20 protein-coding genes are annotated in these 21,937 nt (G+C 38.9%); 13 read left to right on the top strand and 7 right to left on the bottom strand.

Annotation, left to right across the window (positions count from 1 at the left end; genetic code table 11):
- Positions 1-1,463: 1,463 nt before the first annotated feature.
- On the top strand, positions 1,464-3,203 hold the full coding sequence (locus AC5KOD_RS13520; protein ID WP_496915093.1) for a LysM peptidoglycan-binding domain-containing protein: 1,740 nt from the start codon (positions 1,464-1,466) through the stop codon (positions 3,201-3,203).
- Positions 3,204-3,279: 76 nt separating this feature from the next.
- Here AC5KOD_RS13520 and AC5KOD_RS13515 read toward each other — a convergent pair whose 3' ends face one another.
- From AC5KOD_RS13515 to AC5KOD_RS13500, 4 genes are all read right to left on the bottom strand, one after another.
- Positions 3,280-3,672 carry a DUF1801 domain-containing protein gene (locus tag AC5KOD_RS13515; protein WP_496915092.1) on the bottom strand — a complete coding sequence of 131 codons (393 nt, stop codon included), beginning with the start codon at positions 3,670-3,672 and terminating at the stop codon, positions 3,280-3,282.
- Positions 3,673-3,676: 4 nt separating this feature from the next.
- Positions 3,677-4,171 carry a GyrI-like domain-containing protein gene (locus AC5KOD_RS13510; protein WP_496915091.1) on the bottom strand — a complete coding sequence of 165 codons (495 nt, stop codon included), beginning with the start codon at positions 4,169-4,171 and terminating at the stop codon, positions 3,677-3,679.
- A 63-nt stretch (positions 4,172-4,234) separates the two neighbouring features.
- Complete coding sequence (locus tag AC5KOD_RS13505) at positions 4,235-5,149, bottom strand: helix-turn-helix transcriptional regulator (protein WP_496915090.1); 915 nt, start codon at positions 5,147-5,149, stop codon at positions 4,235-4,237.
- 105 nt (positions 5,150-5,254) lie between these two features.
- On the bottom strand, positions 5,255-6,445 hold the full coding sequence (locus AC5KOD_RS13500) for a coenzyme F420-0:L-glutamate ligase (protein ID WP_496915089.1): 1,191 nt from the start codon (positions 6,443-6,445) through the stop codon (positions 5,255-5,257).
- 462 nt (positions 6,446-6,907) lie between these two features.
- Here AC5KOD_RS13500 and AC5KOD_RS13495 point away from each other — a divergent pair, with 462 nt between their 5' ends.
- Together AC5KOD_RS13495 and AC5KOD_RS13490 are read left to right on the top strand one after the other, a co-directional pair.
- Entirely contained in the window at positions 6,908-7,882 is a 975-nt protein-coding gene (locus tag AC5KOD_RS13495) for an ABC transporter ATP-binding protein (RefSeq protein ID WP_496915088.1), read from the top strand.
- Entirely contained in the window at positions 7,875-9,389 is a 1,515-nt protein-coding gene (locus AC5KOD_RS13490) for an ABC transporter permease/substrate-binding protein (RefSeq protein WP_496915087.1), read from the top strand. Before AC5KOD_RS13495 ends, AC5KOD_RS13490 begins: the two co-directional genes overlap by 8 nt.
- Positions 9,390-9,443: 54 nt before the next feature.
- On the opposite strand, the gene AC5KOD_RS13485 is transcribed toward AC5KOD_RS13490, so the two are convergent.
- Positions 9,444-9,989, bottom strand: coding sequence for a DUF7010 family protein (locus AC5KOD_RS13485; RefSeq protein ID WP_496915086.1), 546 nt, complete (start codon positions 9,987-9,989; stop codon positions 9,444-9,446).
- Positions 9,990-10,200: 211 nt separating this feature from the next.
- Here AC5KOD_RS13485 and AC5KOD_RS13480 point away from each other — a divergent pair, with 211 nt between their 5' ends.
- From AC5KOD_RS13480 to AC5KOD_RS13455, 6 genes are all read left to right on the top strand, one after another.
- Positions 10,201-11,502, top strand: a complete 1,302-nt coding sequence (locus tag AC5KOD_RS13480) for a PTS sugar transporter subunit IIC (protein WP_496915085.1) — start codon at positions 10,201-10,203, stop codon at positions 11,500-11,502.
- Positions 11,495-12,592 carry a DUF871 domain-containing protein gene (locus AC5KOD_RS13475; RefSeq protein WP_496915084.1) on the top strand — a complete coding sequence of 366 codons (1,098 nt, stop codon included), beginning with the start codon at positions 11,495-11,497 and terminating at the stop codon, positions 12,590-12,592. Before AC5KOD_RS13480 ends, AC5KOD_RS13475 begins: the two co-directional genes overlap by 8 nt.
- Positions 12,592-13,668, top strand: coding sequence for an alanine racemase (locus AC5KOD_RS13470; RefSeq protein WP_496915083.1), 1,077 nt, complete (start codon positions 12,592-12,594; stop codon positions 13,666-13,668). The genes AC5KOD_RS13475 and AC5KOD_RS13470 overlap by 1 nt, the downstream gene beginning before the upstream one ends.
- Positions 13,669-13,685: 17 nt before the next feature.
- Entirely contained in the window at positions 13,686-14,147 is a 462-nt protein-coding gene (locus AC5KOD_RS13465; RefSeq protein WP_496915082.1) for a RidA family protein, read from the top strand.
- A gap of 102 nt (positions 14,148-14,249) precedes the next feature.
- On the top strand, positions 14,250-15,230 hold the full coding sequence (locus AC5KOD_RS13460; RefSeq protein WP_496915081.1) for a LacI family DNA-binding transcriptional regulator: 981 nt from the start codon (positions 14,250-14,252) through the stop codon (positions 15,228-15,230).
- A gap of 163 nt (positions 15,231-15,393) precedes the next feature.
- Positions 15,394-16,161: a CPBP family intramembrane glutamic endopeptidase gene (locus AC5KOD_RS13455; protein ID WP_496915080.1), complete on the top strand. Its 768-nt coding sequence runs from the start codon at positions 15,394-15,396 to the stop codon at positions 16,159-16,161.
- 49 nt (positions 16,162-16,210) lie between these two features.
- Here AC5KOD_RS13455 and AC5KOD_RS13450 read toward each other — a convergent pair whose 3' ends face one another.
- Complete coding sequence (locus AC5KOD_RS13450; RefSeq protein ID WP_496915079.1) at positions 16,211-16,588, bottom strand: PaaI family thioesterase; 378 nt, start codon at positions 16,586-16,588, stop codon at positions 16,211-16,213.
- Positions 16,589-16,708: 120 nt separating this feature from the next.
- Between AC5KOD_RS13450 and menB the strand changes: the two genes are divergently transcribed.
- The 4 genes from menB to AC5KOD_RS13430 all read left to right on the top strand — a co-directional run bounded on the left by menB (position 16,709) and on the right by AC5KOD_RS13430 (position 20,310).
- A complete protein-coding gene (gene menB, locus AC5KOD_RS13445; RefSeq protein WP_496915078.1) occupies positions 16,709-17,521 on the top strand; it encodes a 1,4-dihydroxy-2-naphthoyl-CoA synthase in 813 nt (270 codons plus the stop codon).
- An 8-nt stretch (positions 17,522-17,529) separates the two neighbouring features.
- On the top strand, positions 17,530-18,981 hold the full coding sequence (gene menE, locus AC5KOD_RS13440) for an o-succinylbenzoate--CoA ligase (RefSeq protein ID WP_496915077.1): 1,452 nt from the start codon (positions 17,530-17,532) through the stop codon (positions 18,979-18,981).
- Positions 18,982-19,093: 112 nt separating this feature from the next.
- A complete protein-coding gene (locus AC5KOD_RS13435; RefSeq protein WP_496915076.1) occupies positions 19,094-19,588 on the top strand; it encodes a MarR family winged helix-turn-helix transcriptional regulator in 495 nt (164 codons plus the stop codon).
- 95 nt (positions 19,589-19,683) lie between these two features.
- Positions 19,684-20,310 carry a nitroreductase family protein gene (locus AC5KOD_RS13430; RefSeq protein ID WP_496915075.1) on the top strand — a complete coding sequence of 209 codons (627 nt, stop codon included), beginning with the start codon at positions 19,684-19,686 and terminating at the stop codon, positions 20,308-20,310.
- A gap of 67 nt (positions 20,311-20,377) precedes the next feature.
- On the opposite strand, the gene AC5KOD_RS13425 is transcribed toward AC5KOD_RS13430, so the two are convergent.
- On the bottom strand, positions 20,378-21,871 hold the full coding sequence (locus AC5KOD_RS13425; RefSeq protein ID WP_496915074.1) for a helix-turn-helix domain-containing protein: 1,494 nt from the start codon (positions 21,869-21,871) through the stop codon (positions 20,378-20,380).
- Positions 21,872-21,937: the final 66 nt, after the last annotated feature.

Genomic DNA, 21,937 nt, shown 5'->3' with positions numbered 1-21,937 from the left:
ATTGATGATAGTGTTATATTAACTTGATTAGCGATAAAGACAATAGGAGACTTGTGTTAGATTATCTTAGTTGACCTAACACGAGCTATCTCGATATCTTCTTAGCGAATGAGTTTCTTACTTGTCGATTGTTATTAAGCAGATTTTGGTGGTATCGACTTGTTCTGTTTTAAGACAGTGACTGCGACGTAGCAGATGGGCCACTAACTGCTGATTATCGGTATCCATCGTGGGAAGCCGATTAAGTGGTTCTGAAAAAAATGAGAGAGTCAATATTGTCTAGAAAATGTGTGACCCGAAAGGTGCTAATAACTGCCCCTGACTAGTATTAAAAGTTAGGGGGAGTTGTTTATGAGGTAAGCTTTCCATATCATAACGGTCTTTGATCAGAGGTAGAAGTTAGGCAATTCTTTCTTATGTTAATCATCCCTTTTTCTTTGCTCACAGTATAGCAAAATAGATCTAATGTGCTTGCTCCTTCCTATTATTGGGAGAAGATATCAAGATAATGCCTTGAGTTCATTCTGACATATTTATCAGTCAATGTAAAAGTGGCTAACTCGTGCTTTTTGATTAAGAAAATTACTTTTTTTGATAGAAACTATCAACGAAACTTGTTATATCAGGTATTATGAAGATTTTATCTAAGAAGCGACTAGTTAAAAAAGCATGAGTTAGGCGAGTTGCTCTTTTTGTTGTCATCAATTGAACTATGATGTAGATTAAAGCTCTGTTGGGAGGTCGCAAATGGTTTTTTTCAGCATAAAAAACATAAGAAATACGCTAAAGTAAAAGAAGCTAAGTATGTCAATCGCCAAACAGAAAAGCAATTTTGATAACTAATTGTTTAACCAACAAAACTAGAGAATAGAGTGTGACTATTAGAATTTAGTTTTGTTTTTTTGTTTAAGATACATTGAAATAAATAGGTGTGAAGGAAGTCAAAATAATTATTTTTGGCTTTCTTTTTGTTCGTTTATTAATGGGTATATAAATGAAAAAAAGCTGTTTGAAAGTTAAATAACATCAATTATTAGAGGGATTAGTTTAAAATGAATGTTATTTTGTCTCTCTGCTAATTAGAAAAGACATAATAAGAGGAATCGCCTATGAATCCCCACAACAAAGATTTAATATCAGTCATTTATCACGAAAAAGTGTTGATTAGATTAGTAACTATTCGTTTGTTATGGTAAAATTTATAAGTAAGATAGTGGGGATTACCTTAATTTTAGGTATAACCAAAGAAAAAATCAGGTAGTCTACATCGTTATTTATTAGAGAGCTTAGATTATTGACCGTATCAAATAAGATATGTTTTTTAATTAACGAGTAATTAACGAACAAGAGGTTAAATGATTAAATTGGTTAATTGGAAATGAAGTGGGTTCGACGAACTGTTTCGAATTAATTATTATCGAAAGAATTTATGAGGATAAGAGAGCTGACAAGGAGGATAAAGTATGGCAAAGGCAACATGGAAACTAACCGGCATCAGTCACTATTACAAAGGAACGTCTACTAAAAGACGACGAGACGTGCAGCAACAGGAGCTCATCGCCTTAGATCGTGTCACGTTTACCCAACCTTATGGTGAAATTGTTGGAATTATTGGCGGAAAAGGTGCTGGTAAAAGCACTTTGGGACGGATTTTATTGGGTGAGCTGGAGCCGAGTGAAGGGTTAATATCAGGTCGTTTAGATAATCATTATGCGCTACAGTTACCAGATCGGCGTAGTGAAGAGCGGACTGGCGAAAGTTATACTCGGCAACAGTTAGCCAAGTGGGGGGTATCCAAAAGAAAGATCCCCCAAATGGTTGAGCTGATTGGTAGTTTTTCTGAATTAGGAAATCAATTTCAACGTAAAATTCGTCACTATTCTGAGGGGGAGAAGAGTCAATTAGCACTTAGCATTTTATTACATATAGCGCCAACAATTATCTATATTGACGAGTCATTGTTAAATGTTAAGGAACATTTTTATCTTAAAGTTTTGGCTTTTTTAGCAAAGCTGAAGGAGCTTGGTTCTAGTATTTGGATTGAGACTAGCCAAGTCAATCGTCTTGAAGATCATTGTGATAAGTTGGTCTGGTTAGAATTTGGTCAATTGAAAAAATATGGACTTTTTACAGAGGTAATACGGGCATATGAGGTTTATTATGCTACTCTCCATTGTTTATCAACGGATGAACAGAAAGTTTTTTGGGAAGATGGTTATGAGGCACAGTGGGTTACAGATGATTCAGACGAATTGCAGATTAATGAGCAGGTTTTGGCCTATTCACAAGCAACTAAGATGGCTCATGCTGAAAAAATTGATGAAGAGGACGAGAGTGATGAGTATGAGCGATTAGCTAGAGAGGACTTGGTTTCTAGAGAACCATTGTCTCTATCCCGTAGCCAAAGTAGGCAAGTCAAACCTAAAAAAAGTCTTCGATGGTTAGGTGTGGTTGCTTTAGTGGCAGTATTAGTTGGTGGAGTTGTGTTTGCAGTTAATACACCTGCTATTAAAGGGCTGTGGCAGCCAAAAAAATTGCCAAATACTCAAGGTGTGAGTCGCGATAATAAGGAATCTACACTACCGTCTAGCTCGACTTCGTCGTCACAAGTAGCTGCTACTTCATCGGTTGAGAGTCATGAGCAATCCTCTTCGTCAAGTAGTGAGGAGGTGTCTGATACTTATGTGGTGAAGGCTGGGGAAACATTGTCGCAAATTGCTGAGAAACATAATGTAAGTATTCAACAACTACGTGAATGGAATAAGTTGACCTCTGACGAGTTACATCCGGATGTGGTTCTTGCCATCAATCAATCAGCTGCTAAAAAGCCTAATTCAGTTAATTCAACGGAGGTCGCTAGCTTTACTCATCAAGTCAAGCAAGGAGACACCTTGGAAACCATTGCAGCAGCTTATGGCGTGAGCGTTGCGGAGTTACAGGCCGTCAATCAATTAGATGGAATGATGATTTATTCTGGTGCCGTTTTATCGTTACCTATCTCGGCTACAAAACCAGAGGCGCCAGCTGCGGAAACGTCACCAGCAACTGTCAATGACCCTGTCAGTTCGCAACATGTTGTTGCCCAAGGGGAGACTCTTTACGGGATAGCGCGTAAATATGGTGTAGACGTTATGGATCTTCAAAAAGCCAATCGACTTCAAACTGAACAGTTAGGATTAGGTCAGGTATTGGTCATTCCTTAAAAAGTCCAGTTAATACTAGCCCCCTTAATATTCTTTAACAACAGATTCGTTGCTAAAGAGCGTTAAGGGGGTGTTTTTATTTCTTTTTATGATACGTTAAGCCCTGCTGAATACATAATTTTAGATCGTTAAGGGGAAGTGCTTCGGAAGGAGATAAAACAATTGCGCGATTTTTTGAGAAAGTGAGAGTATCAGAAAATTGTTCTCTAAATTGCTCTATTAAGCTAGTTTGACAGTGAAAAAAGAGCCCAAAGTTTTCTTGGCCAATTAAGCCAATTCTTATGGGGGTGCCTTCTTTAGCAGTATAGGTTGGCTGGTTCCATTTTAGATTTTCGATAAGTGGCTCGCCGGGCGTCAATTCGGCGCTAGTGTCAATAATTAATTGTCGAAGAGCTAGTAGGGAGGGCGCGAATTCAGGTGGATAGTTTGTAAAGAGTGCTTCAACAGTTTTGTCTGTAAAGGGGGTCATGTCACTACTCCTTTTTAAGTTTGTTTTTTATAGGAATCCAGAGTTGACTTTCATAGTTGTCAGAGGTCATATCTCCCTGAGGGTAGAGTTCAATCTGTGGCAGTGGTAATCGTTTAAACATAGGGCTAGGTAGCCCATCACTTATGAGTGATTTCTTCAAATCAATCATAGCATGGGAAAGTGAGCCTGTGCAAGTGAAGACTAGCCAGTCGGTTTTAGGAAAAGAAAAAATTGTAAGTTCATCATTGTCTGATTCAGTCAACGATGTTGTGGTTCCGATCGAATAATTAAAATAGTCTAGTTGTTGGTTATTAGAAATACCAAGTAGGCCCGCTGTTTGGCCGTCAGAAAGTGAAAAAAGAGTGGTCATTTGATCTGAGGTCAGAGCGGCCCATTTAGCGGTAATTTCAGTAAAATTTTCTTGCTTGTCAACAGTTGGAAAATGAGATTGGTAGCCAATAATGGTAAAGTATTCTTTAGTTTCAAGTTTGTAGTTCATATAGTTCTCCTTTAGTTTCTTTATTTAAGGAGAGTATCTCACACTAAAGCTGACAACATATTGTCATCCTTTATAAAGAGTGATCAATTCTTTTATTAAGCGTTGGTGTTCCTCTATTAAGTCTTTTGGTGCTAAGACATAAACATTGCTACCAAATCCTAGTAAATACCGAGCAACTTCTGGGAGGTTAGTTGATAAGAAAGTAACGATGACGTGATCGTCAGTAATGTCAATTTCCTCATCAGTGTAGTAATCATATAATAGACCCAATGACTCCCGTTTAAATTGTAGCTTAATGGTCTGCTGATTAATAGTCGGCCATTTTTTAGTTAAATCAGTGAATGGTACAAATGACTCAGTTAAGAGTTCTAATTGTCTAATTCGCGTAACTTTAAAAAAACGAAAGTCTTGTCGTGATTCACAAAACGCATATATAAACCAACTACCATTAAACAAAATCAACTCGTGAGGTAAAACAATCCTTGTGGTGAATTGTCCATCACTATTTACGTATTTTATCTTGACTTTAAGACTTTGAGATAGAGCTGATTCAATCAAGATGTTTTTTTGATAAACATTTTTTTCAACTATGGCTCGGTGAACAGTGGGGGAATCAATAGAAATAGTTGTCGTCGATTTAGTTGAGTCCTGCATTAATAGGGAAATTTTTTCTTTAATAACACTCTGGGCATGTTGTGTCCCTATTAAGTTTTCTTGTAGTTTGAGGGCTGTTAAAATCTTTTTCTTTTCTTCTTCGGTGTAGGTCAGAGAGTGAAGTTTAAAGGAATCAATCAGTAAGAAGCCACCATGTCTTCCAGAAAGTGAACTGATGGGAAAGCCAGCTTGTTCAATTGTTTCCATATCCCGAAAAATAGTTCGTTTTGAAACCTCAAATCGTTTAGCTAGTTCGGTAGTTGTCAATACTTGGTGATCTAAAAGTAGAATGATGATAGCCAAGATCCGTTCTATTTTTTTCATTTGATTGAGACTCCTTTAGCTAAGTTATTGTTTTTTCATTATACCAGACAAGAAGCTAGAAAAAACTCCCACTTAGCAATTAGTACTGAGTGGGAGATGACGTTATTAATTAGTATAGTTATCAAAGTAGCCTTTGATATAAACAAAAGGCGTTCCTTTGTCACCACTACCAGATGTTAAATCTGATAGTGATCCGATTAAATCCGTTAGGCGACGAGGGGTTGTTCCTTGAGCCTCCATAGCGCCGACTAAATCGTCTTCTTTATTTTCAATGTAATGAGAAATAGCTTGTTTCAATTCATCTCCACGTAAGTCCGCGAAGTTATTATCAGCCAAGTATTTCAATTTTACTTCGTTTGGTGTGCCTTCTAATCCTGCAGTATAGGCAGGGGAGACAACAGGATCAGCTAGTTCCCAAATTTTTCCAACAGGATCTTTAAAGGCGCCGTCGCCATAAACCATCACTTCGACATGCTTACCTGTCAGCTCTTTCAGTTTAGCTTGAATCCCATCAACAAGTGGCTGGCAATTATTAGGGAAGAGCTTGATGCCATCCTCAGTTGATTTATTAGAACCGAGGAGTCCATAAGCTTCGTTAAAGCCACTACCGTCTATTGAATGACTAAGAATATCATCCATCGAGTAAACTTTTTCAGCCCCATTAGCTTTTAGCGTTCGTTTAGTCCGTTGTCGTGTATGAATGTCACATGTTAGAATATTTTTTGTGTAATCTAAAATAGTTTTAGCGTTGTTTGAGAAAATAACGTCACATGTAGCTCCTTCGGCTTCGATTAATGATTTATAGTAATCAATGTAATCGACACCTGTAAAGGTGTGTTTTTTATAGCCAAAGTGTTCACGGAATTCAGCTTCCGTCAAAACGTCGGTCCAAGGATTAACGCCTTTTTCATCTAATTCATCAAGGTCTACTAAGTGATTACCAACTTCATCAGAAGGGAAACTTAACATCAAGACCACTTTTTTCAAGCCACGAGCCATACCACGTAAACAAATTGAAAAGCGATTGCGACTTAGAATTGGGAAAATAATGCCAACAGTGTCGTCACCAAATTTTGCGTGAACATCTGTTGCAATATGATCGATTGTCGCATAGTTTCCTTGTGCACGGGCCACAATTGATTCAGTAATCGTGACGATATCTTGATCTTCAATCGCAAATGCTTCTGCCTTAGCAGCCGTTAACACTGTTTCAACAATAATTTCTTCTAAATTGTCCCCTTGGTTGATAATTGGTCCACGAAGACCGCGGACAGTTGTTCCTACAGTTCTTTCCAATTGATTCTCTCCTTTAATTAAAGGTCTGACCATCAAAATTAGATTCTGACCTTTCTTGAAATTAACGCATAACTCGGCATTAATTACTTTATTTTGCCTCTATACTATACCCTATAATTGGGGTGGAAGTAAAATTTTTATTGGAATTATCTGATATTTTTAGTGAACAGAGCAGACAGGGGCTAAAGTGGTGTGTCCCTAGTGCTCATTAGTGAACAACTTTGTCCTTCTGTCGTTTAAACATAATTTTAAACTTGACATATAGAACGTACGTTCGTTATAATTTAATGTATCTTATTTAATAGAATGAGTTAAAAATGAGGCGGATTGTTTGCAACTCACACTTATTATTGTGAAGATGTATATTAAGAAAGATAGAGAGAGTCACAGTTGAAAGAAATAAATGAAGGAGTTCTTTCGGCTGTTTATTTGTATCAAAATCATAAGAGGTGAGGTGGTTGTTTGCTTGAATTTAAAGAAGTATCCAAACGTTATGACAATCAGCAGACAGTTCTTGATACTATTAGTTTGACTGTTGAAGAAGGCGAATTTTTTGTTCTAGTTGGTCCTAGTGGCAGTGGCAAGACGACAACGTTGAAGATGATTAATCGATTAATTGACCCAACTGAAGGGGATATTTACCTTCACCAGAAACGATTGGCAGACTATAATTTGAAAGAATTACGACTTTCTATTGGGTATGTGCTACAGCAGATTGCGCTGTTCCCTAATTTAACGGTTCAGGAAAATATTGAGCTGATCCCTGAGTTGAAAAAATGGTCACGAGTAAAACGAGAGGCTCGTGTGCGTGAGTTACTGTCTTTAGTTAACTTAGAGCCTGAAAAATATTTGACGCGAAAACCATCAGAGCTTTCTGGTGGGGAGCAACAGCGTGTCGGTATCTTACGAGCAATTGCAGCTAGGCCAGATGTTATTTTAATGGACGAGCCTTTTAGCGCGTTAGATCCTATTGCTCGTCAGCAGCTACAAGCATTAATTAAGGAAATTCACCGAGAAATTAAAAGTACAATTGTATTTGTGACTCATGACATGAAGGAAGCCGTTGAGTTGGGAGACCGTATTTGTATCATGCAGCACGGGAAAATTATCCAGATTGATACGCCAGAGATGATCCAACAGCAGCCTAAAAATGAATTTGTAGCCGAGTTTTTTAAACAAGAAACGTCTCACTCTGGCGTTGATTTTTCAGCGTTGACAGTAGCCGATGTGCTAGTGGTGAGTGATAATCCGTTGATGGTGCCAGAGGAAACGATCAGTATCAGGCCAGAACAAGCCTTAATCGAGTTGATTGAGTTGCTTCAAAGTCATCAAGTAGTCAGCGTAAGAAGTGAGAATGAGCTATTAGGGACAATTTCTAAGGTTGATTTACTCCATTTCTTCCAAGTAAGACTGAGAGAGGGGCATGCTGATGGGTAATTTTATGGAGACCTTGATCGACCGCAAAGAAGAATTACTGAAGGCCTTGTTTGAACATGTAGAAATTTCCCTCCTTTCATTGTTGATTGCAGTAATCATCGCTGTCGCACTTGCAATTTTATTGACTAATCACAAAAAAGTCGCTGAATTCATTTTACAATTGACAGGAATCTTGCAGACGATACCATCATTGGCTTTACTGGGATTATTGATTCCTTTAATAGGAATTGGTTCAGGACCGGCGATTGTGGCTTTGGTTGTTTATGCTTTATTTCCTATTCTTCAAAGTAGTTATACGGGATTGATTGAAATTGATGAGTCACTTGAAGAGGCAGCGGAGGCTTTTGGCTTGAGTAAGTTTCAGAAGTTAATTAAGCTGGAACTTCCTTTGGCCTTGCCAATGATAATTGCAGGCATTCGCACGGCAACTGTGATGATTATTGGAACGGCTACTTTAGCAGCATTGATTGGAGCGGGTGGTCTAGGAACTTTTATATTATTAGGAATTGATCGTAATAATATTAGTTTGATTCTGATTGGTGCCATTTCTTCAGCGCTTTTGGCAGTTCTTTTTAATGCCGGAATTCGCTATTTAGAAAAAGCCAGTGGCAAGAAAATCATCCTTGTCTTTACAACATTGTTAGTGTTCTTAGGTGGAACGTTTTTTTATACGTCACTAGGACAAAAACAGGAACTAACAATTGCTGGAAAGCTTGGCTCAGAACCGGATATTTTGATTAACATGTATAAGGAACTGATTGAGGATCAGACGGCTATTTCAGTTGAATTGAAGGAAAACTTTGGGAAAACGACATTTTTGTATAACGCGTTGAAATCGGATGAGATTGATCTTTATCCAGAGTTTTCGGGGACTATTTTAGAGTCGTTTATTAAGAAGAACGTGTCTTATTCTCATAATCCTCAAGAAGTTTATGAGTTAGCCAGAGATGAAATAGATGCGCAAGACAGTTTCGTTTTTTTGGAACCAATGAAGTATCAAAATACGTATGCAGTGGCAGTTAAGCGTGAATTTGCAGAGAAAAATGGACTTAAGACAATCTCGGATTTAAAAAAGGTTCAAAATCAGTTAATCGGTGGCTTTACTTTAGAATTTATTGATCGTGAGGATGGCCTAAAGGGCCTTGAAACGCTATATGGCTTGTCATTAGAAGTTAAGTCGATGGAGCCCGCTCTGCGCTATCAAGCGATTGAGGCAGGGGAAGTCAATGTGATCGATGCCTATTCAACAGACAGTGAAATCAAACAGTATGATTTAGTGAGCTTAACGGATGATAAAGAGCTGTTTCCACCGTATCAGGGGGCACCTTTATTGCGAAAAGCAACCTTGAAAAAATTTCCTGAATTAACTAATGTTCTTAATCAGCTTGCCGGAAAAATAACAGAAGCAGAGATGAGCGAAATGAATTATGACGTTAATGTGAACGGTCGTTCTCCAAGTGATGTGGCTCATGATTACTTAGTTAACCAGAAGTTGATTGCAGATTAGACATGAAAATGGTGTTGTGACTTATTATGTCACAGCACCATTTTTACGTCAGGTTTATATTCTAGCTTCTTTGGGTACTTTTAATTCTTTTATTAGACCGATTGCGAGTAGGATAACACTAATTTCGATAACAATGGGAATAAAGATAACGTCGAGTCTCAGAAAGACTAAACCAATCATAACTAAAGCGCAGCTGCTAAAAGAGATGAGTTTATAGGTTTTAGAGTTGTATAAGAAGCTGTAAGGTAATAAATGTGCACCGTAAATAATTGCATAGACAGGTAAAACTAATGTCGGTGCTTTGATAAGAGCTAGGATACAGATTAAAAGGTATAATAGTTGGTTATTAGTCGCAATGAGCAGACCTTGAGTTAATTGGTTTTTTGTAAATAGGTTAACGTTTAGTAGCTTACCCCAAAGCATGGAAACAGGCATGATGAGTGCCCCGCAAGAGAGAATGGCGATATTTCTGATTGTCAGGTCGTTAATGACTAACGTAAGACCGGTGATAATGAGCCAAATATATGAGGATGCCAGAATGAATGGTAATCCTTTTTTTTGTTGTTGTGCCGTTTGCTGAATCGTTTGTTCTAATGTCAATGAGTAGTGATTCTTCGTTTATATAAGTTTGTGTCTTGCCTTGTTTATAGAATAGCGTGTTTTTTGGGGAAGATAAATCGAAGTGGAGTTTGTTGCACATTTGTAGAGGTTTGTTGCAAAAATAAAACTATTGACAAATATAGGAAAACGGTTTACAGTTTACGTTAACCGGTTAATGTAAATTAAAATAAAGAATAAAAGGAGATTTTTTATGAATAAGTTTATCAATTTTCTAGATGAAAAATTCGTACCGATTGCCTCTAGAATCGGGGCGCAACGGCATTTGGTAGCTGTCAGAGATGGGTTTGTGGTGATCATGCCGATGATGATTGTCGGATCATTAGCGGTATTGGTGAATAATTTACCAATTGAAGCCTATCAAAATATGATGACGTCCATTTTTGGTGGGGATTCGTGGAAAAATTTGGCGAATTATATTTCTCAGGGAAGCTTTAATGTGATGTCGTTGGTAGTGACCTTTACAATTGCTGCGGCATTGGCAAAAAATTATGGTAAGGAACAAATTGCCACGGGAGCGATTGCATTGACATCTTTGGTGACAATTATGTTGCCATTGAAAAATGAAGAGGGCAGCAATTTAGGGTTACCTTTTTCATGGATGGGTGCTCAGGGCTTGTTTATTGCTATTTTTGTGGCATTGATTTCCGCAGAAATCTTTATTCGTTTGAGTAATAATAAGAAAATGGTTATTCAGATGCCTGATGGTGTGCCACCAGCAGTCTCAAAATCATTTGCATCATTAGTGCCAGCTATTTTAACTATTATTATCTTTGGCTTAATCAAAGTCTTATTCGATGTTGTTGGTGTCAGTGATATTCACCAATCTTTTTATGATGTGCTACAGGCGCCAATTGTTAAAATGGCTAATACACTGCCAACTGCTTTAATTATTGTGTTGTTGAATCATCTATTTTGGTTCTTTGGGCTAAATGGCGGTAGTGTCCTTGAGCCAATCATGCAAAGTGTTTATCTTCCAGCCATTGATCAAAATATTGTGGCGTTACAAAATGGAACGGATATTCCTAATATCGTCACAAAGCCCTTCTTTGATTCTTTTGTTTACTTAGGTGGAACGGGCGCGACCTTGGCTTTGGTCATCAGTGTGCTACTCTTTACTAAGCGCAATAAGCCTTATTCAGTGGTTTCTAAACTGTCATTAGCTCCGGGTATTTTTAATATTAATGAGCCAGTGATGTTTGGTTTTCCTATTGTGCTAAATCCGATTCTATTTATTCCGTTTTTGGTTATTCCGATGATCTTAACGGTGACCTCTTATGTGGCTCTTAGTATTGGGCTTGTACCGAAAACGGTAGTGATGGTTCCTTGGACGACCCCTCCGATTATTGGTGGCTTCTTAGCAACAGGTTCATGGCGAGGTGGGGCCTTGGCCTTGGTTAATTTCATTATCGCAATTGTGTGTTACATGCCATTCTTAAAAGCAGCTGAAAAACAATATCTAGATCAAGTTGAAGCGGGAGAAACGCATGAGTAAACAGTTAGGAATTTCAATTTATCCAGAGAAAACGACGGATGCTGAAAACATGGCATACATCGATTTGGCCGCAAGCTACGGGTATAAACGCATCTTTACTTGTTTTTTATCACCAGAGTTATCGAAGGAAGAATTATTGGCGAAATATCAGCCCTTAATTGCATATGGTAATCAACGAGGGATGGCGACCTATGTTGATGTGTACGCCTCGTTTTTTAGCAAAATGGGGATTGAGCTGAATGACTTGTCTTTCTTTCAGGAGTTGGGGGCAGCTGGATTTCGCTTAGACCGAAGTTTTTCTGGCTCAGAAGAAAGCTTGTTGTCTTATAATCCTGAAAAGCTGTTAATTGAGGTTAATTTGAGTAATGACACGAGCTATGTTGCAACGATTCTTGATTATGAGCCAAATAAGGAGCAGATTGTTGGCTGTCATAATTTCTATCCACAGGCGTTTACAGGATTAGATGAAGCTTTTTTCATTGAGACGACACGAAAGTTTCATGAGAAGGGACTTCATATCGCGGCTTTTGTTACGTCTCAGGTGGGACAGTACGGTCCATGGGATATAAGTGAAGGGCAACCAACCTTGGAGCGCGATCGCTATTTACCGATTGATTTACAAGCTAGGGGAATGTGGGGTTGTTCTGAGGTGGACGACATTATTATCGGTAATGCGTTTGCTTCGGAGGCGGAGCTGGCGGCTTTAGCTGGGATTGATCCGAGTGTAGTCAATTTGACAATTGAGTTGGCTGCTGACTTAACGACGATTGAGGAACAAATTTGTTTTGATGTGCTTCATTTTCAACGCGGGGATATTTCTAGTTATATGATTCGGTCAACCACACCACGTTCAACCTATAAGAAGCAGGTGATTGCCGCTAATCCAAGGCATAATCAGATTAAGCGTGGCGATGTTTTGATTGCGAATCAGTCGTATGGGATCTATGCAGGGGAATTGCAGCTAGCTCTCAAAGACCGAGAAAATAATGGACAATGGAATGTAATTGGTCGTTTGCCACAACAGGAGCATTTTTTACTTGATTACATTACTCCATGGAAAAAGTTTAAATTTAGAAAAGAAGTGATGTAATGGATACACCGGCAGTAGTAATCAATCGTCAGGTTATGGAAAATAATTTGATCAGAATGTCAGAGAAAGTAGCGGCGACAGAAACAATTCAATTGCGCCCACATATTAAAACACATAAAAATCAAGATATTGCCAAAAGGCAGATTGAACTTGGAGCTGTTGGGATTACCGTTGCGAAGCTTGGGGAAGCAGAAGTGATGATAGAAGCAGGGATTCAGGACATTTTTCTAGCGTATCCGTTAGTTTCAACTGAAAAAATTAGTCGCGGTCTGAGTTTGGCAGCCAAGATTAATCGATTTATTTTTAGTGTAGACACTCTGAGTGGGGCAGAGCGTCTTAATCAGTTGGCAGAGACAAGAGAGATGCTTGTGGAGGTTCGGATCGAGATTAATACAGGGTTAGCTCGAACAGGAGTGGAGCTGTCTGAGGCACTTGAGTTTGCTAAAAAGCTACAGGGCTTTCCTCACCTATTAGTAAGAGGCATTTATACCTATCGGGGATCTAAATTACTAGATGGGCAAGCAACAGCTGATACTTTTTCTGCGGGGATAGAAGAAGGGACAGCGATGGTCTCTTTAGCGAATGAACTGAGAGAATCGGGGATCGAGATTGTCGACGTCAGTGTCGGCTCTTCGCTAAGTATTGCAGGTGTTTTGGCAGTTGCAGGCGTTACGGAGGTCAGACCGGGAACCTATGTGTTTAACGATGCGATGCAGTTGTCTTATGGCGTCTGTAGTCTGATGGATTGCGCGGCAGCTGTTTTAGTGACCGTAGTTAGTAAGCATGGCAATCGGGTGGTGGTTGATGGTGGAAGTAAGGCGTTTGCGACAGACGTACAGCCGACAACGTCGCCAACTGTGCTGACAGGATTTGGCTATGTTAAGGGGTATCCAAAGATTATTTTTGAGCGAATGAACGAGGAGCATGGTGTACTAGTGCTGACCGATGAAGAGATTGAGGTTGGGGATCAGCTAGAGATTATTCCTAATCATATCTGTAGCACGGTTAATTTATATGATGATTATTACCTAGATCAACAAAAAACAAGAGTGATTGCTCGTGGGAAAATTCAATAGAAAGTAAGTGAGAAAAAATGTCAAAAGTAGAAGAAGTGTTAGCGAGTAAAGGGTTGTATTTAGAAGAAGTTCCAACCCCTGTAGCAGAATATGTACCGTCAAAGGTAGTGGGAAATCTTCTTTACACCTCAGGATGTGATTGTCGTCGTGGTGGCAAATTACTTTATTCTGGAAAATTAGGAAAGGATTTGACCTTAGAGGAAGGCCAAGAAGCGGCGCAACAAGTGGTGGTTAATCTATTGTCTGTCTTGAAAAAGGAATTAGGTGACTTAGATAAAATTAAGCAGGTTGTCAAGATGCTAGCCTTTGTTAATTCAACGGATGACTATAATGAGCAGCCGTATGTCATAAATGGCGCTTCTCAATTATTAGTAGAGGTCTTTGGTGAAAAGGGACGACATGCAAGATCAGCTATTGGCACCAATACACTGCCATTTGATACGCCTGTTGAAATTGAGTTGATAGTCGAGTTGTACTAATGGTAAACTATGAATGCGGCGTTATCTCGCATTCATAGTTTTTTTCAGTATAGAGTAGGCAGAGATAATAACGACAGATAAAGGTAAAAGTAGGTGGCAACAATGGGACAGGTAACAATCAAAGATATTGCTGAAATGGCAGGTGTTTCTAAAACCATTGTGTCGCAATATTTAAATAATAATTACAAGTTTATGAGTGTCGCAACAAAAGAAAAGATTGAAAAAATTATCAAAGAGACCAACTATATTCCTAAAACGAGTGCACGAAATTTAAAATTTAAAAAGATTACCGTACTCAATATAATCGTGGCAAATTTGGAAAGTTCCTTCTCCACGCAAATAGTACAGCAAATGGATAGACGACTAAATTCTGAAGATGTCCAGGTGATTATTTCTAATTCGGCTGATGATGTGAAAAAAGAGCGCTTGTTAATCGAGCAAGCTATTTCTCAAGATGTGGACCAAATTGTGATTTTTCCAGTGAGTGATAAAAAAGAGCATTATGACCTTTTAAGGCGCAACAAGATTGCGACAGTTTATGTGGATCGAATCCCAGTAGAAGAGACTGGTTTTTCTTGCGTCCTATTGGACAATAAGGAGGCGATTTCTGAGAGCGTCAATAGCTTAGTTGAGAGAGGAAATAAACAAATCGTTTATTTAAGTTTGCCACTTGTCGAGCATTTAACGCCACGTGTTGAACGGCTACAGGCCTTCAGTCAAGCGATGGAAACTCATCCAACCATACTTCCGACGATTATTTCTGGCAGTGAAGCCACGTTAAAGAAGCGCATCGATACGATGCTTAGCAGTAAGAATTTTTTTCCACCAGCATTTATAGCGTCTAATGATACCTGTTTGAAAATTCTGTTAAGACTATTAAAGGAGCGCCATTATCATGGCAAGGACTTTGATATTGTGACAGTTGATGGTCGAGAGCTTTTTGAGTTATTTAGTGATATTTACATGACAATAGAACATCCGATTGATGATATTTGTACAAAAATTATCGACTGTTTGAAGAAACCGCAGGAGCATCAAGGTATTTTCCGTTTCTCGCCCATCTATTATCGACGAGAAGATTAACAGCAGTTGACTAATAGAATGAATTAGACCCTCACTTGAGGGTCTTTTTTGCATCTTAGGTCGTCATTTTAACCACTTGGTCAAATTCGCTGGAAATGAAGGGAGAAGTCCTCTAAAATCGGAAAAGTAGAGAGTGATTAAACAACTAAAGGAGAGGTTACACATGACTAAACAACCAAAAAATGAGACAGCAACTAAAAAGGAACGAACTAAATTAAAGGTCTTTTTTCTGATATTTTTATCCTTACTGATGCCAACGCTGGCTGGTGTGATTATTGGGGTGAAAGAAATAACAGATCAGGCGACTATTTATTCTATTCAGTTTGTAGCGATTGCTTTTGGATGTGTATTAGCCTTAATTTGGGCAAAATTCAGTTCATTCCGTTTTAAAGAGTTAGGGTTCAGATCGTTTACAGTTGGCAAATGGTTAGTGGGGATTTTAGCAGTTGAGGCAGTGGCGTTTGTATCAGGAATTAATACGGGGCTAAATAGTCAGGTGATTTTATGGCTGTGCTTGTTTATGAGTGCAGTAGGAATTTTTGAAGAATTAGTGTACCGTGGCTTAATTTTCAATTATTTAAAGCGCGGAACAACTAAAAAAGCTATGATGTTATCAGCCTATTTATTTGGCATTGGCCACTTGGTTAATATTGTTGGTGGGGCAGATATAGAATTAACCCTTGTTCAAATTATTTTCGCTTGTTTATTTGGTCTTGTTGCAGTGGAGATCGTGTTGGTATCAAAAAGTATTATTCCCGTGATGATTTGGCATGCGTGTCACAATATTATTTCGAATGTAACGAGTTCGGTTGACGGTAGTCTTCTTGATTTGGGGATTGTTGCCGTTCAATGCGTTATCTTGGCAGTGACTGCTTTTCTATTGTGGCGACAATTGTTTCCATTAGCTAAAGTAAGTGAGGGTGCTATTTAATGATAAGGTAGAATTAAAAGTGAGAAGAGTTGCCTCTTCCCACTCTTTTTTAGTCGACTCGTTGTGCCACTAACATCAGGCTGCAGGTGCTAAAGCTGATTAATTCATTAGCCTCGTTAGTGATGGAAATCTCCCAAACGTGAACGCTATTTCCTTGGCTGACAGGAAGCGCGGTGGCGAAGATGGTTCCTAGACCCATACTTTTGACATGGCGTGTTTGAATATCCATGCCGACTGCCATTTTTTTGGTGGAATTTAGCCATGCATTAGCTCCCATGCTAGCGGCCGTTTCTGCTAGTAGAGCGGAGACCCCTCCGTGCATCAGTCCGTATGGTTGTAATAGGCGCTCGGTAATCTTAAGTGATAGACAGACCTTATGACTAGAAACCTCTTCCTCTTTGATTGCTAAAAAATTCATTATCGTCATGATTGACCTCTTTTTCTGCTTGTATTTTGTGTTATTCATTAAACCACAAAAAAGCATTTCCTTCAATTTTTTTAATGGAATCGTGTATAATGTGGTAGTTATAGAAAGGAAGTAGAGACGATGAGTTGGACAACGATTAAGGACTATCAGGATATTTTATTTGAAAAACAAGGGGCTATTGCGAAAATTTCAATTAATCGCCCTCATGTACATAATGCTTTTACCCCATTGACTGTATCAGAAATGATAGAGGCGTTCACTATTTCAAGAGATGATGCGTCAATAGGCGTGATTATCTTAACTGGTGAAGGCGACAAAGCCTTTTGTTCAGGTGGCGATCAAAGTGTGCGTGGCAATGGTGGCTATATTGGTGCCGATAATATTCCACGACTAAATGTCTTGGATTTGCAACGCTTAATTCGTGTGATGCCTAAGCCAGTGATTGCGATGGTGAAAGGTTGGTCAATCGGCGGTGGTAATGTCTTGCAGTTGGTTTGTGATTTAACAATTGCGGCCGATAATGCTGTTTTTGGTCAAACAGGACCTAACGTAGGCAGCTTTGATGCAGGCTACGGCTCTGGTTATCTTGCGCGTGTGGTTGGTCATAAAAAGGCTAAAGAAGTTTGGTTTATGTGCAAGCAGTATTCAGCACAAGAAGCGCTTGACATGGGCTGGATTAATACAGTCGTGCCATTGGATCAAGTTGAGGTTGAGACGATTTCATGGGCGGAAGAAATCTTGAAAAAGAGTCCAACGGCTATTCGTTTTATTAAAGCGGCGATGAATGCTGATACCGATGGCTTGGCTGGCTTACAACAATTTGCTGGTGACGCGACGATGCTTTATTATACAACTGAGGAAGGCAAGGAAGGGAAAAATGCTTTCTTAGAGAAACGAGACCCTAATTTTGATCAATTCCCTAAATTTCCTTAGAGTGAGCGATGGAAAATTGGGTATTAAAACGCAGTCGGTTAACACCTAATAAGCCAGGATTAGTTTTTCGTCAGCAAACTTGGACCTTTAAAGAGTTGGCGGATGACTCACTGGCTCTTGCGGCGGCTATAAAGAAAGCCGCCCCTAATTCTTTGAAACGTGTGGCAGTCATAGGTGGTAACAATGTTGATTTTTATTTACTATTGTTAGCATGTCAGCATAACGCTAGTGAAGTAGTTATTTTAAACAATCGGTTAAGTATGAGTGAAATATCTCAACAAGTGGCGATTTCTCAGCCAGATTTGCTAATTTATGAAGAGCGATATAAAGAGAAGATCGTGTCATGTGAACAACCTCGTGTCGAGCTAAGAACTTTGAGGGAGTGGGACTCTCAGTTGATTGATTTTGTGCCAGCTAGTCATGTAGGGCTATCACAGGTTTGTACCATCATGTTTACTTCTGGCACAACGGGCGAGCCTAAAGGCGTCAAACAAACCTATGAGAATCATCTTGCAAGTGCCGTTGGTTCGATGCTGAATTTAGGCATGGAGCCTTCGGAGAAGTGGTTATTGACAGTTCCGCTGTATCATATTAGTGGGTATTCGATGGTAATTAAAGGGCTAATCTACGGGAATACGGTTCACTTAATTGAGAAATTTGAGCCAGCAGTCATTGCTGAGATTGTTGAGTGGGAACAGATTACTCACTTGTCCTTGGTGCCAACGATGTTACGAGCCTTATTGGCGCAACCATCCTTTAGTGAAGGGGCTCAGTCAATTCGTTGCATATTAGTAGGGGGAGCGCCACTATCATCGGAGCTATTGACGCAATGTCAACGGTATCAGTTACCCGTTGTTCAATCTTTTGGCATGACAGAAACAGCTTCGCAGGTCCTAGCACTAAGTCTTCAGGCGGCGAAACAAAAAAGCGGCTCAAGTGGTCAGCCATTATTTCCAGTGGAGGTTAAAATCAACGCAGCTAGCCAAGCTGAGATTGGTGAGATTATGATCAAAAGTCCGACCGTTTCGCCAGGGTATATTAATGCAGAGATGGCCAAGTCCGCAGATGGTTTCTTGTATACTGGGGATTTAGGGTATTTAGATGAAGAGGGATTTTTATATGTTATCGGGCGTAAAAAAGAGCTGATAATTTCTGGTGGAGAAAACATTTACCCCTTGGAAGTTGAAAATGTCTTGGAGTCTTTTACAGATATTAAAGAGGCGGCAGTGATTGGTGAGCGTGACGACTACTGGGGAGAACGTGTTGTTGCTTATGTTGTAACGGTGGCGGACAGCTTACTTGATCTGGCGAGTCTACTAGCTTATTTACACCAGACATTGGCTGATTTTAAGCGACCAAAAGTTATTTATCGTGTAGAGGAGTTACCTCGTAATTCTTTAGGGAAGCTTCAGAAAAATCAGTTAGGTCAGTTGGAGATACTTGAGACGATTGTTGTCTAAAAATAGAATAAATGGAAGAAACCGAGGGGCTGAGTGTCATTCTGTCCCCGTTTCTTCCATTTATTTTTTTGTTTAAGGAGCAAATCAGTTGCCAATCTAATTCATAAGGGGTATGATTGACAAATCAATTGTTGACTTGTCAATGGTGGGTGTTAAAGAAAGAGAGGTGGCGATAGTGAATCAGGAATGCAAGCAGTCAGAAGAGTTGCTTTATCTTTTAAAGAGCTTAGGTAACCAAATGACACAGTGTTTTGAAAAAAAGACAGACATTAGTTTGACGCGGTATGAGATTCTGCAATTGCTGGCAAAGACAGAGCGAATCCTTCAGGGAGACTTACAGCGAGCACTAAAAATAGATCAAGGAGCCGTTACCCGCCATCTAAAAATTTTAGAAGAAAGCTCCTACATTACTCGAGAGCGAAATCCACAAAATAATCGAGAGGTTTATGTTCAGCTTGGTGAAGCAGGGCTAAAAGCTATTCAAGCGTGTCAATCGAATAAAACAGAGCTGCTTGATCGATTTTATCGTGGCATTGATGAGAAACAAAAAATCGAATTAGCAAAAATGTTAAGGCTCATTTCTCACAATATAAGTGAGTTATCTTAATTAGACAACTCATTTTTAGAGATTTTGACCTGTATTTTTTGGAAGCGAGTGTTATCCAACAAGAGATAGATTAATTATAGAAAGAAGCGAATTAAATGACAAACCCAAGTTTTAAAGACATTGTTAAAGGTAGAAAATCAGTTAGAGCCTACGATCCTGCAGTTAAAATTTCTCAAGAAGAAATGACTGAGATCTTAACAGAGGCAACATTGGCTCCCTCCTCAGTTAATATGCAGCCATGGCGTTTTGTTGTGGCAGAAAGCGAGGCAGCGAAGGCTAAATTAGAGCCCTTGATTCGGTTTAATACTCGTCAAAATGAAACGTCGGCAGCGATGATTCTTATTTTTGGTGATATGAACTGCTACGAATTTGGTCCTGAGATATACGAAACAGCTGTGGCCGAAGGGAAAATGACTGAGGAAGTCAAGGAGCAGCAATTAGCCGCTATCATCCCTTATTATCAAGGGTTTTCTAAAGAACAAATGAATGATGTCGTCAAGATAGATGCTAGTCTAGCTGCCATGCAATTAATGCTAGTGGCACGAGCTCATGGTTATGAAACCAATCCGATTGGTGGCTTTGAGACAGATCAACTAGCAGCCGCTTTTGATTTAGACCCAGAACGGTATGTGCCAGTTATGATAGTCTCTATTGGAAAAGCTGTAGAGACAGGATATAATTCAATTCGCTTACCGATTGATAAGATTGCGACTTGGCAATAATAGCTTCATGAACAATAGAAAAACTTCGACACACTCATAGAGTAGGTGGCGAAGTTTTTTATATGTATTAGGGATTTGGAAAAGAATTATCATTGTAAAGCTGTAGTAATTGTAAAAATAACGGTAAATACTTTTCTTCATCCATGAAAAAGGGAAACGTAATAGCCTTAATAGTTGGAAATTCTTTTTTTACCGCCTCAGTGGAGCAGATGACCACATCGTATCGTTCGACAGTTGTTGGGTTAAAGGGTTCATAAATGACAAAATCAAGGCCTTCAAGAAAGGCTTCAACCTTTTGTGAAAATAGGAAATTACCCTTGAAATAGATAGAGACAATTAACTTCTCTTTTTTGAAACTAGAGATGTGGGGTAAAATTAAGAGAAAATAAATAATCGTAATGTCTTCAATATATGGTGGTAGCCAACTAAATTTGTCTATTTGAGCGAGATCAGTAAAAAATGTGCGAATCTTATTGTAGAGTTTGTCATAGAATGGCGTCATTTGAAGGTGATTCATTTCTTCATAAAATAATAGCAAAGGAAGTTTACTTCTAAAAATATCAACACTGAAGAATAGATTGAGTAAATTGGCTGATAAAACCTTTTTTTTCCAAGTTAAGTGGACTTGGGTAAACAAGACATTAATAAGATTACTATCTAGATATTGTTTAAAAAAGGTATACTCTTCTGATCTTCCTGTGAGTAAATTCACTTGTTCGTTCAATAGCGGGTCATTTTCAAAGTAAAAGGTTGGACCGTAGAATGCGAGATAACTGATGAAGCGTGCTTCGTTTTTTACCTGTTCATCTGGAATATTCATGTAGTCTTGATAATTAGTGAGATCGTCAGTCATATTATCCTTTAGGAAAAAATCGTACTTAGGCTCATCTTTGACAAAGTGACCATGTTTAATTCTTAGATAGGTGATGTTAGTGAACTGCACTCTCATTGTTTCATTTAGATGAGTATCTCCGATGGGAGCAAATGCTAATAATTTAGGGAATATTTGGTTGATATCTACTTTTTTTAGTGAGGCTATTTCAGGGTCAACACCATGAGTTGCCGTCCACATAATTTCGTGAAAAACAAGGCGAATCAGGCGCTCATCGCCTAAAATTGCGAGCTCACTTAGTTTTATATCAATGTTATACTTGTTAAAATAAGTTTGTAAGGGAACAATTTTTCGTCTGACAGAGGCTTCGCTGACATAGTTATCAAAGCAAAAGTCCTCGATGGTGGCATACTTTTCTGTTAGAAGGGCTTTTAAAAAGGCGTAGCGAATGTCATTTTTCGCTAAGTAAATGAAGAGCGTGTTGTTGTCTGGCAATTCCTCACTGATAATTACTTTGTTATCAATAAAAAGAATTGAGTGATCTGTCTGATTGATTTTATTGATACAGCTGTCGATGTCGTCAAGTATGTTGGCGGTTGAATGATAGGACTTATTGATGATTTGCCTGATTGAGTTGATAGAGTAGTCGCCAAAGGGCAACTGAATAAGCTTTTCATAACAATCTATTAGGCGGATATTTCGATTATCTAAAAGCATTGATTTATACACAAATGCGTTCTCCTTTCGACCAACTGTAGTAGGTGTTGTCTGAGAATATATTCTTATTCTAGCACG

It is taken from the genome of Vagococcus sp. WN80Y, assembly GCF_059621045.1.
Note: the sequence above shows the minus strand (reverse complement) of the source record. Positions and strands in the feature narration are given on the sequence as shown.

What these genes read in the sequence shown, in the direction of transcription:
- AC5KOD_RS13520 (WP_496915093.1), top strand. Translation starts at nt 1,464, where the DNA reads ATGGCAAAGGCAACATGGAAACTAACCGGCATCAGTCACTATTACAAA.
- AC5KOD_RS13515 (WP_496915092.1), bottom strand. Translation starts at nt 3,672, where the DNA reads ATGACCCCCTTTACAGACAAAACTGTTGAAGCACTCTTTACAAACTAT.
- AC5KOD_RS13510 (WP_496915091.1), bottom strand. Translation starts at nt 4,171, where the DNA reads ATGAACTACAAACTTGAAACTAAAGAATACTTTACCATTATTGGCTAC.
- AC5KOD_RS13505 (WP_496915090.1), bottom strand. Translation starts at nt 5,149, where the DNA reads ATGAAAAAAATAGAACGGATCTTGGCTATCATCATTCTACTTTTAGAT.
- AC5KOD_RS13490 (WP_496915087.1), top strand. Translation starts at nt 7,875, where the DNA reads ATGGGTAATTTTATGGAGACCTTGATCGACCGCAAAGAAGAATTACTG.
- AC5KOD_RS13480 (WP_496915085.1), top strand. Translation starts at nt 10,201, where the DNA reads ATGAATAAGTTTATCAATTTTCTAGATGAAAAATTCGTACCGATTGCC.
- AC5KOD_RS13475 (WP_496915084.1), top strand. Translation starts at nt 11,495, where the DNA reads ATGAGTAAACAGTTAGGAATTTCAATTTATCCAGAGAAAACGACGGAT.
- AC5KOD_RS13470 (WP_496915083.1), top strand. Translation starts at nt 12,592, where the DNA reads ATGGATACACCGGCAGTAGTAATCAATCGTCAGGTTATGGAAAATAAT.
- AC5KOD_RS13465 (WP_496915082.1), top strand. Translation starts at nt 13,686, where the DNA reads ATGTCAAAAGTAGAAGAAGTGTTAGCGAGTAAAGGGTTGTATTTAGAA.
- AC5KOD_RS13460 (WP_496915081.1), top strand. Translation starts at nt 14,250, where the DNA reads ATGGGACAGGTAACAATCAAAGATATTGCTGAAATGGCAGGTGTTTCT.
- AC5KOD_RS13455 (WP_496915080.1), top strand. Translation starts at nt 15,394, where the DNA reads ATGACTAAACAACCAAAAAATGAGACAGCAACTAAAAAGGAACGAACT.
- AC5KOD_RS13450 (WP_496915079.1), bottom strand. Translation starts at nt 16,588, where the DNA reads ATGACGATAATGAATTTTTTAGCAATCAAAGAGGAAGAGGTTTCTAGT.
- menB (WP_496915078.1), top strand. Translation starts at nt 16,709, where the DNA reads ATGAGTTGGACAACGATTAAGGACTATCAGGATATTTTATTTGAAAAA.
- menE (WP_496915077.1), top strand. Translation starts at nt 17,530, where the DNA reads ATGGAAAATTGGGTATTAAAACGCAGTCGGTTAACACCTAATAAGCCA.
- AC5KOD_RS13435 (WP_496915076.1), top strand. Translation starts at nt 19,094, where the DNA reads ATGATTGACAAATCAATTGTTGACTTGTCAATGGTGGGTGTTAAAGAA.
- AC5KOD_RS13430 (WP_496915075.1), top strand. Translation starts at nt 19,684, where the DNA reads ATGACAAACCCAAGTTTTAAAGACATTGTTAAAGGTAGAAAATCAGTT.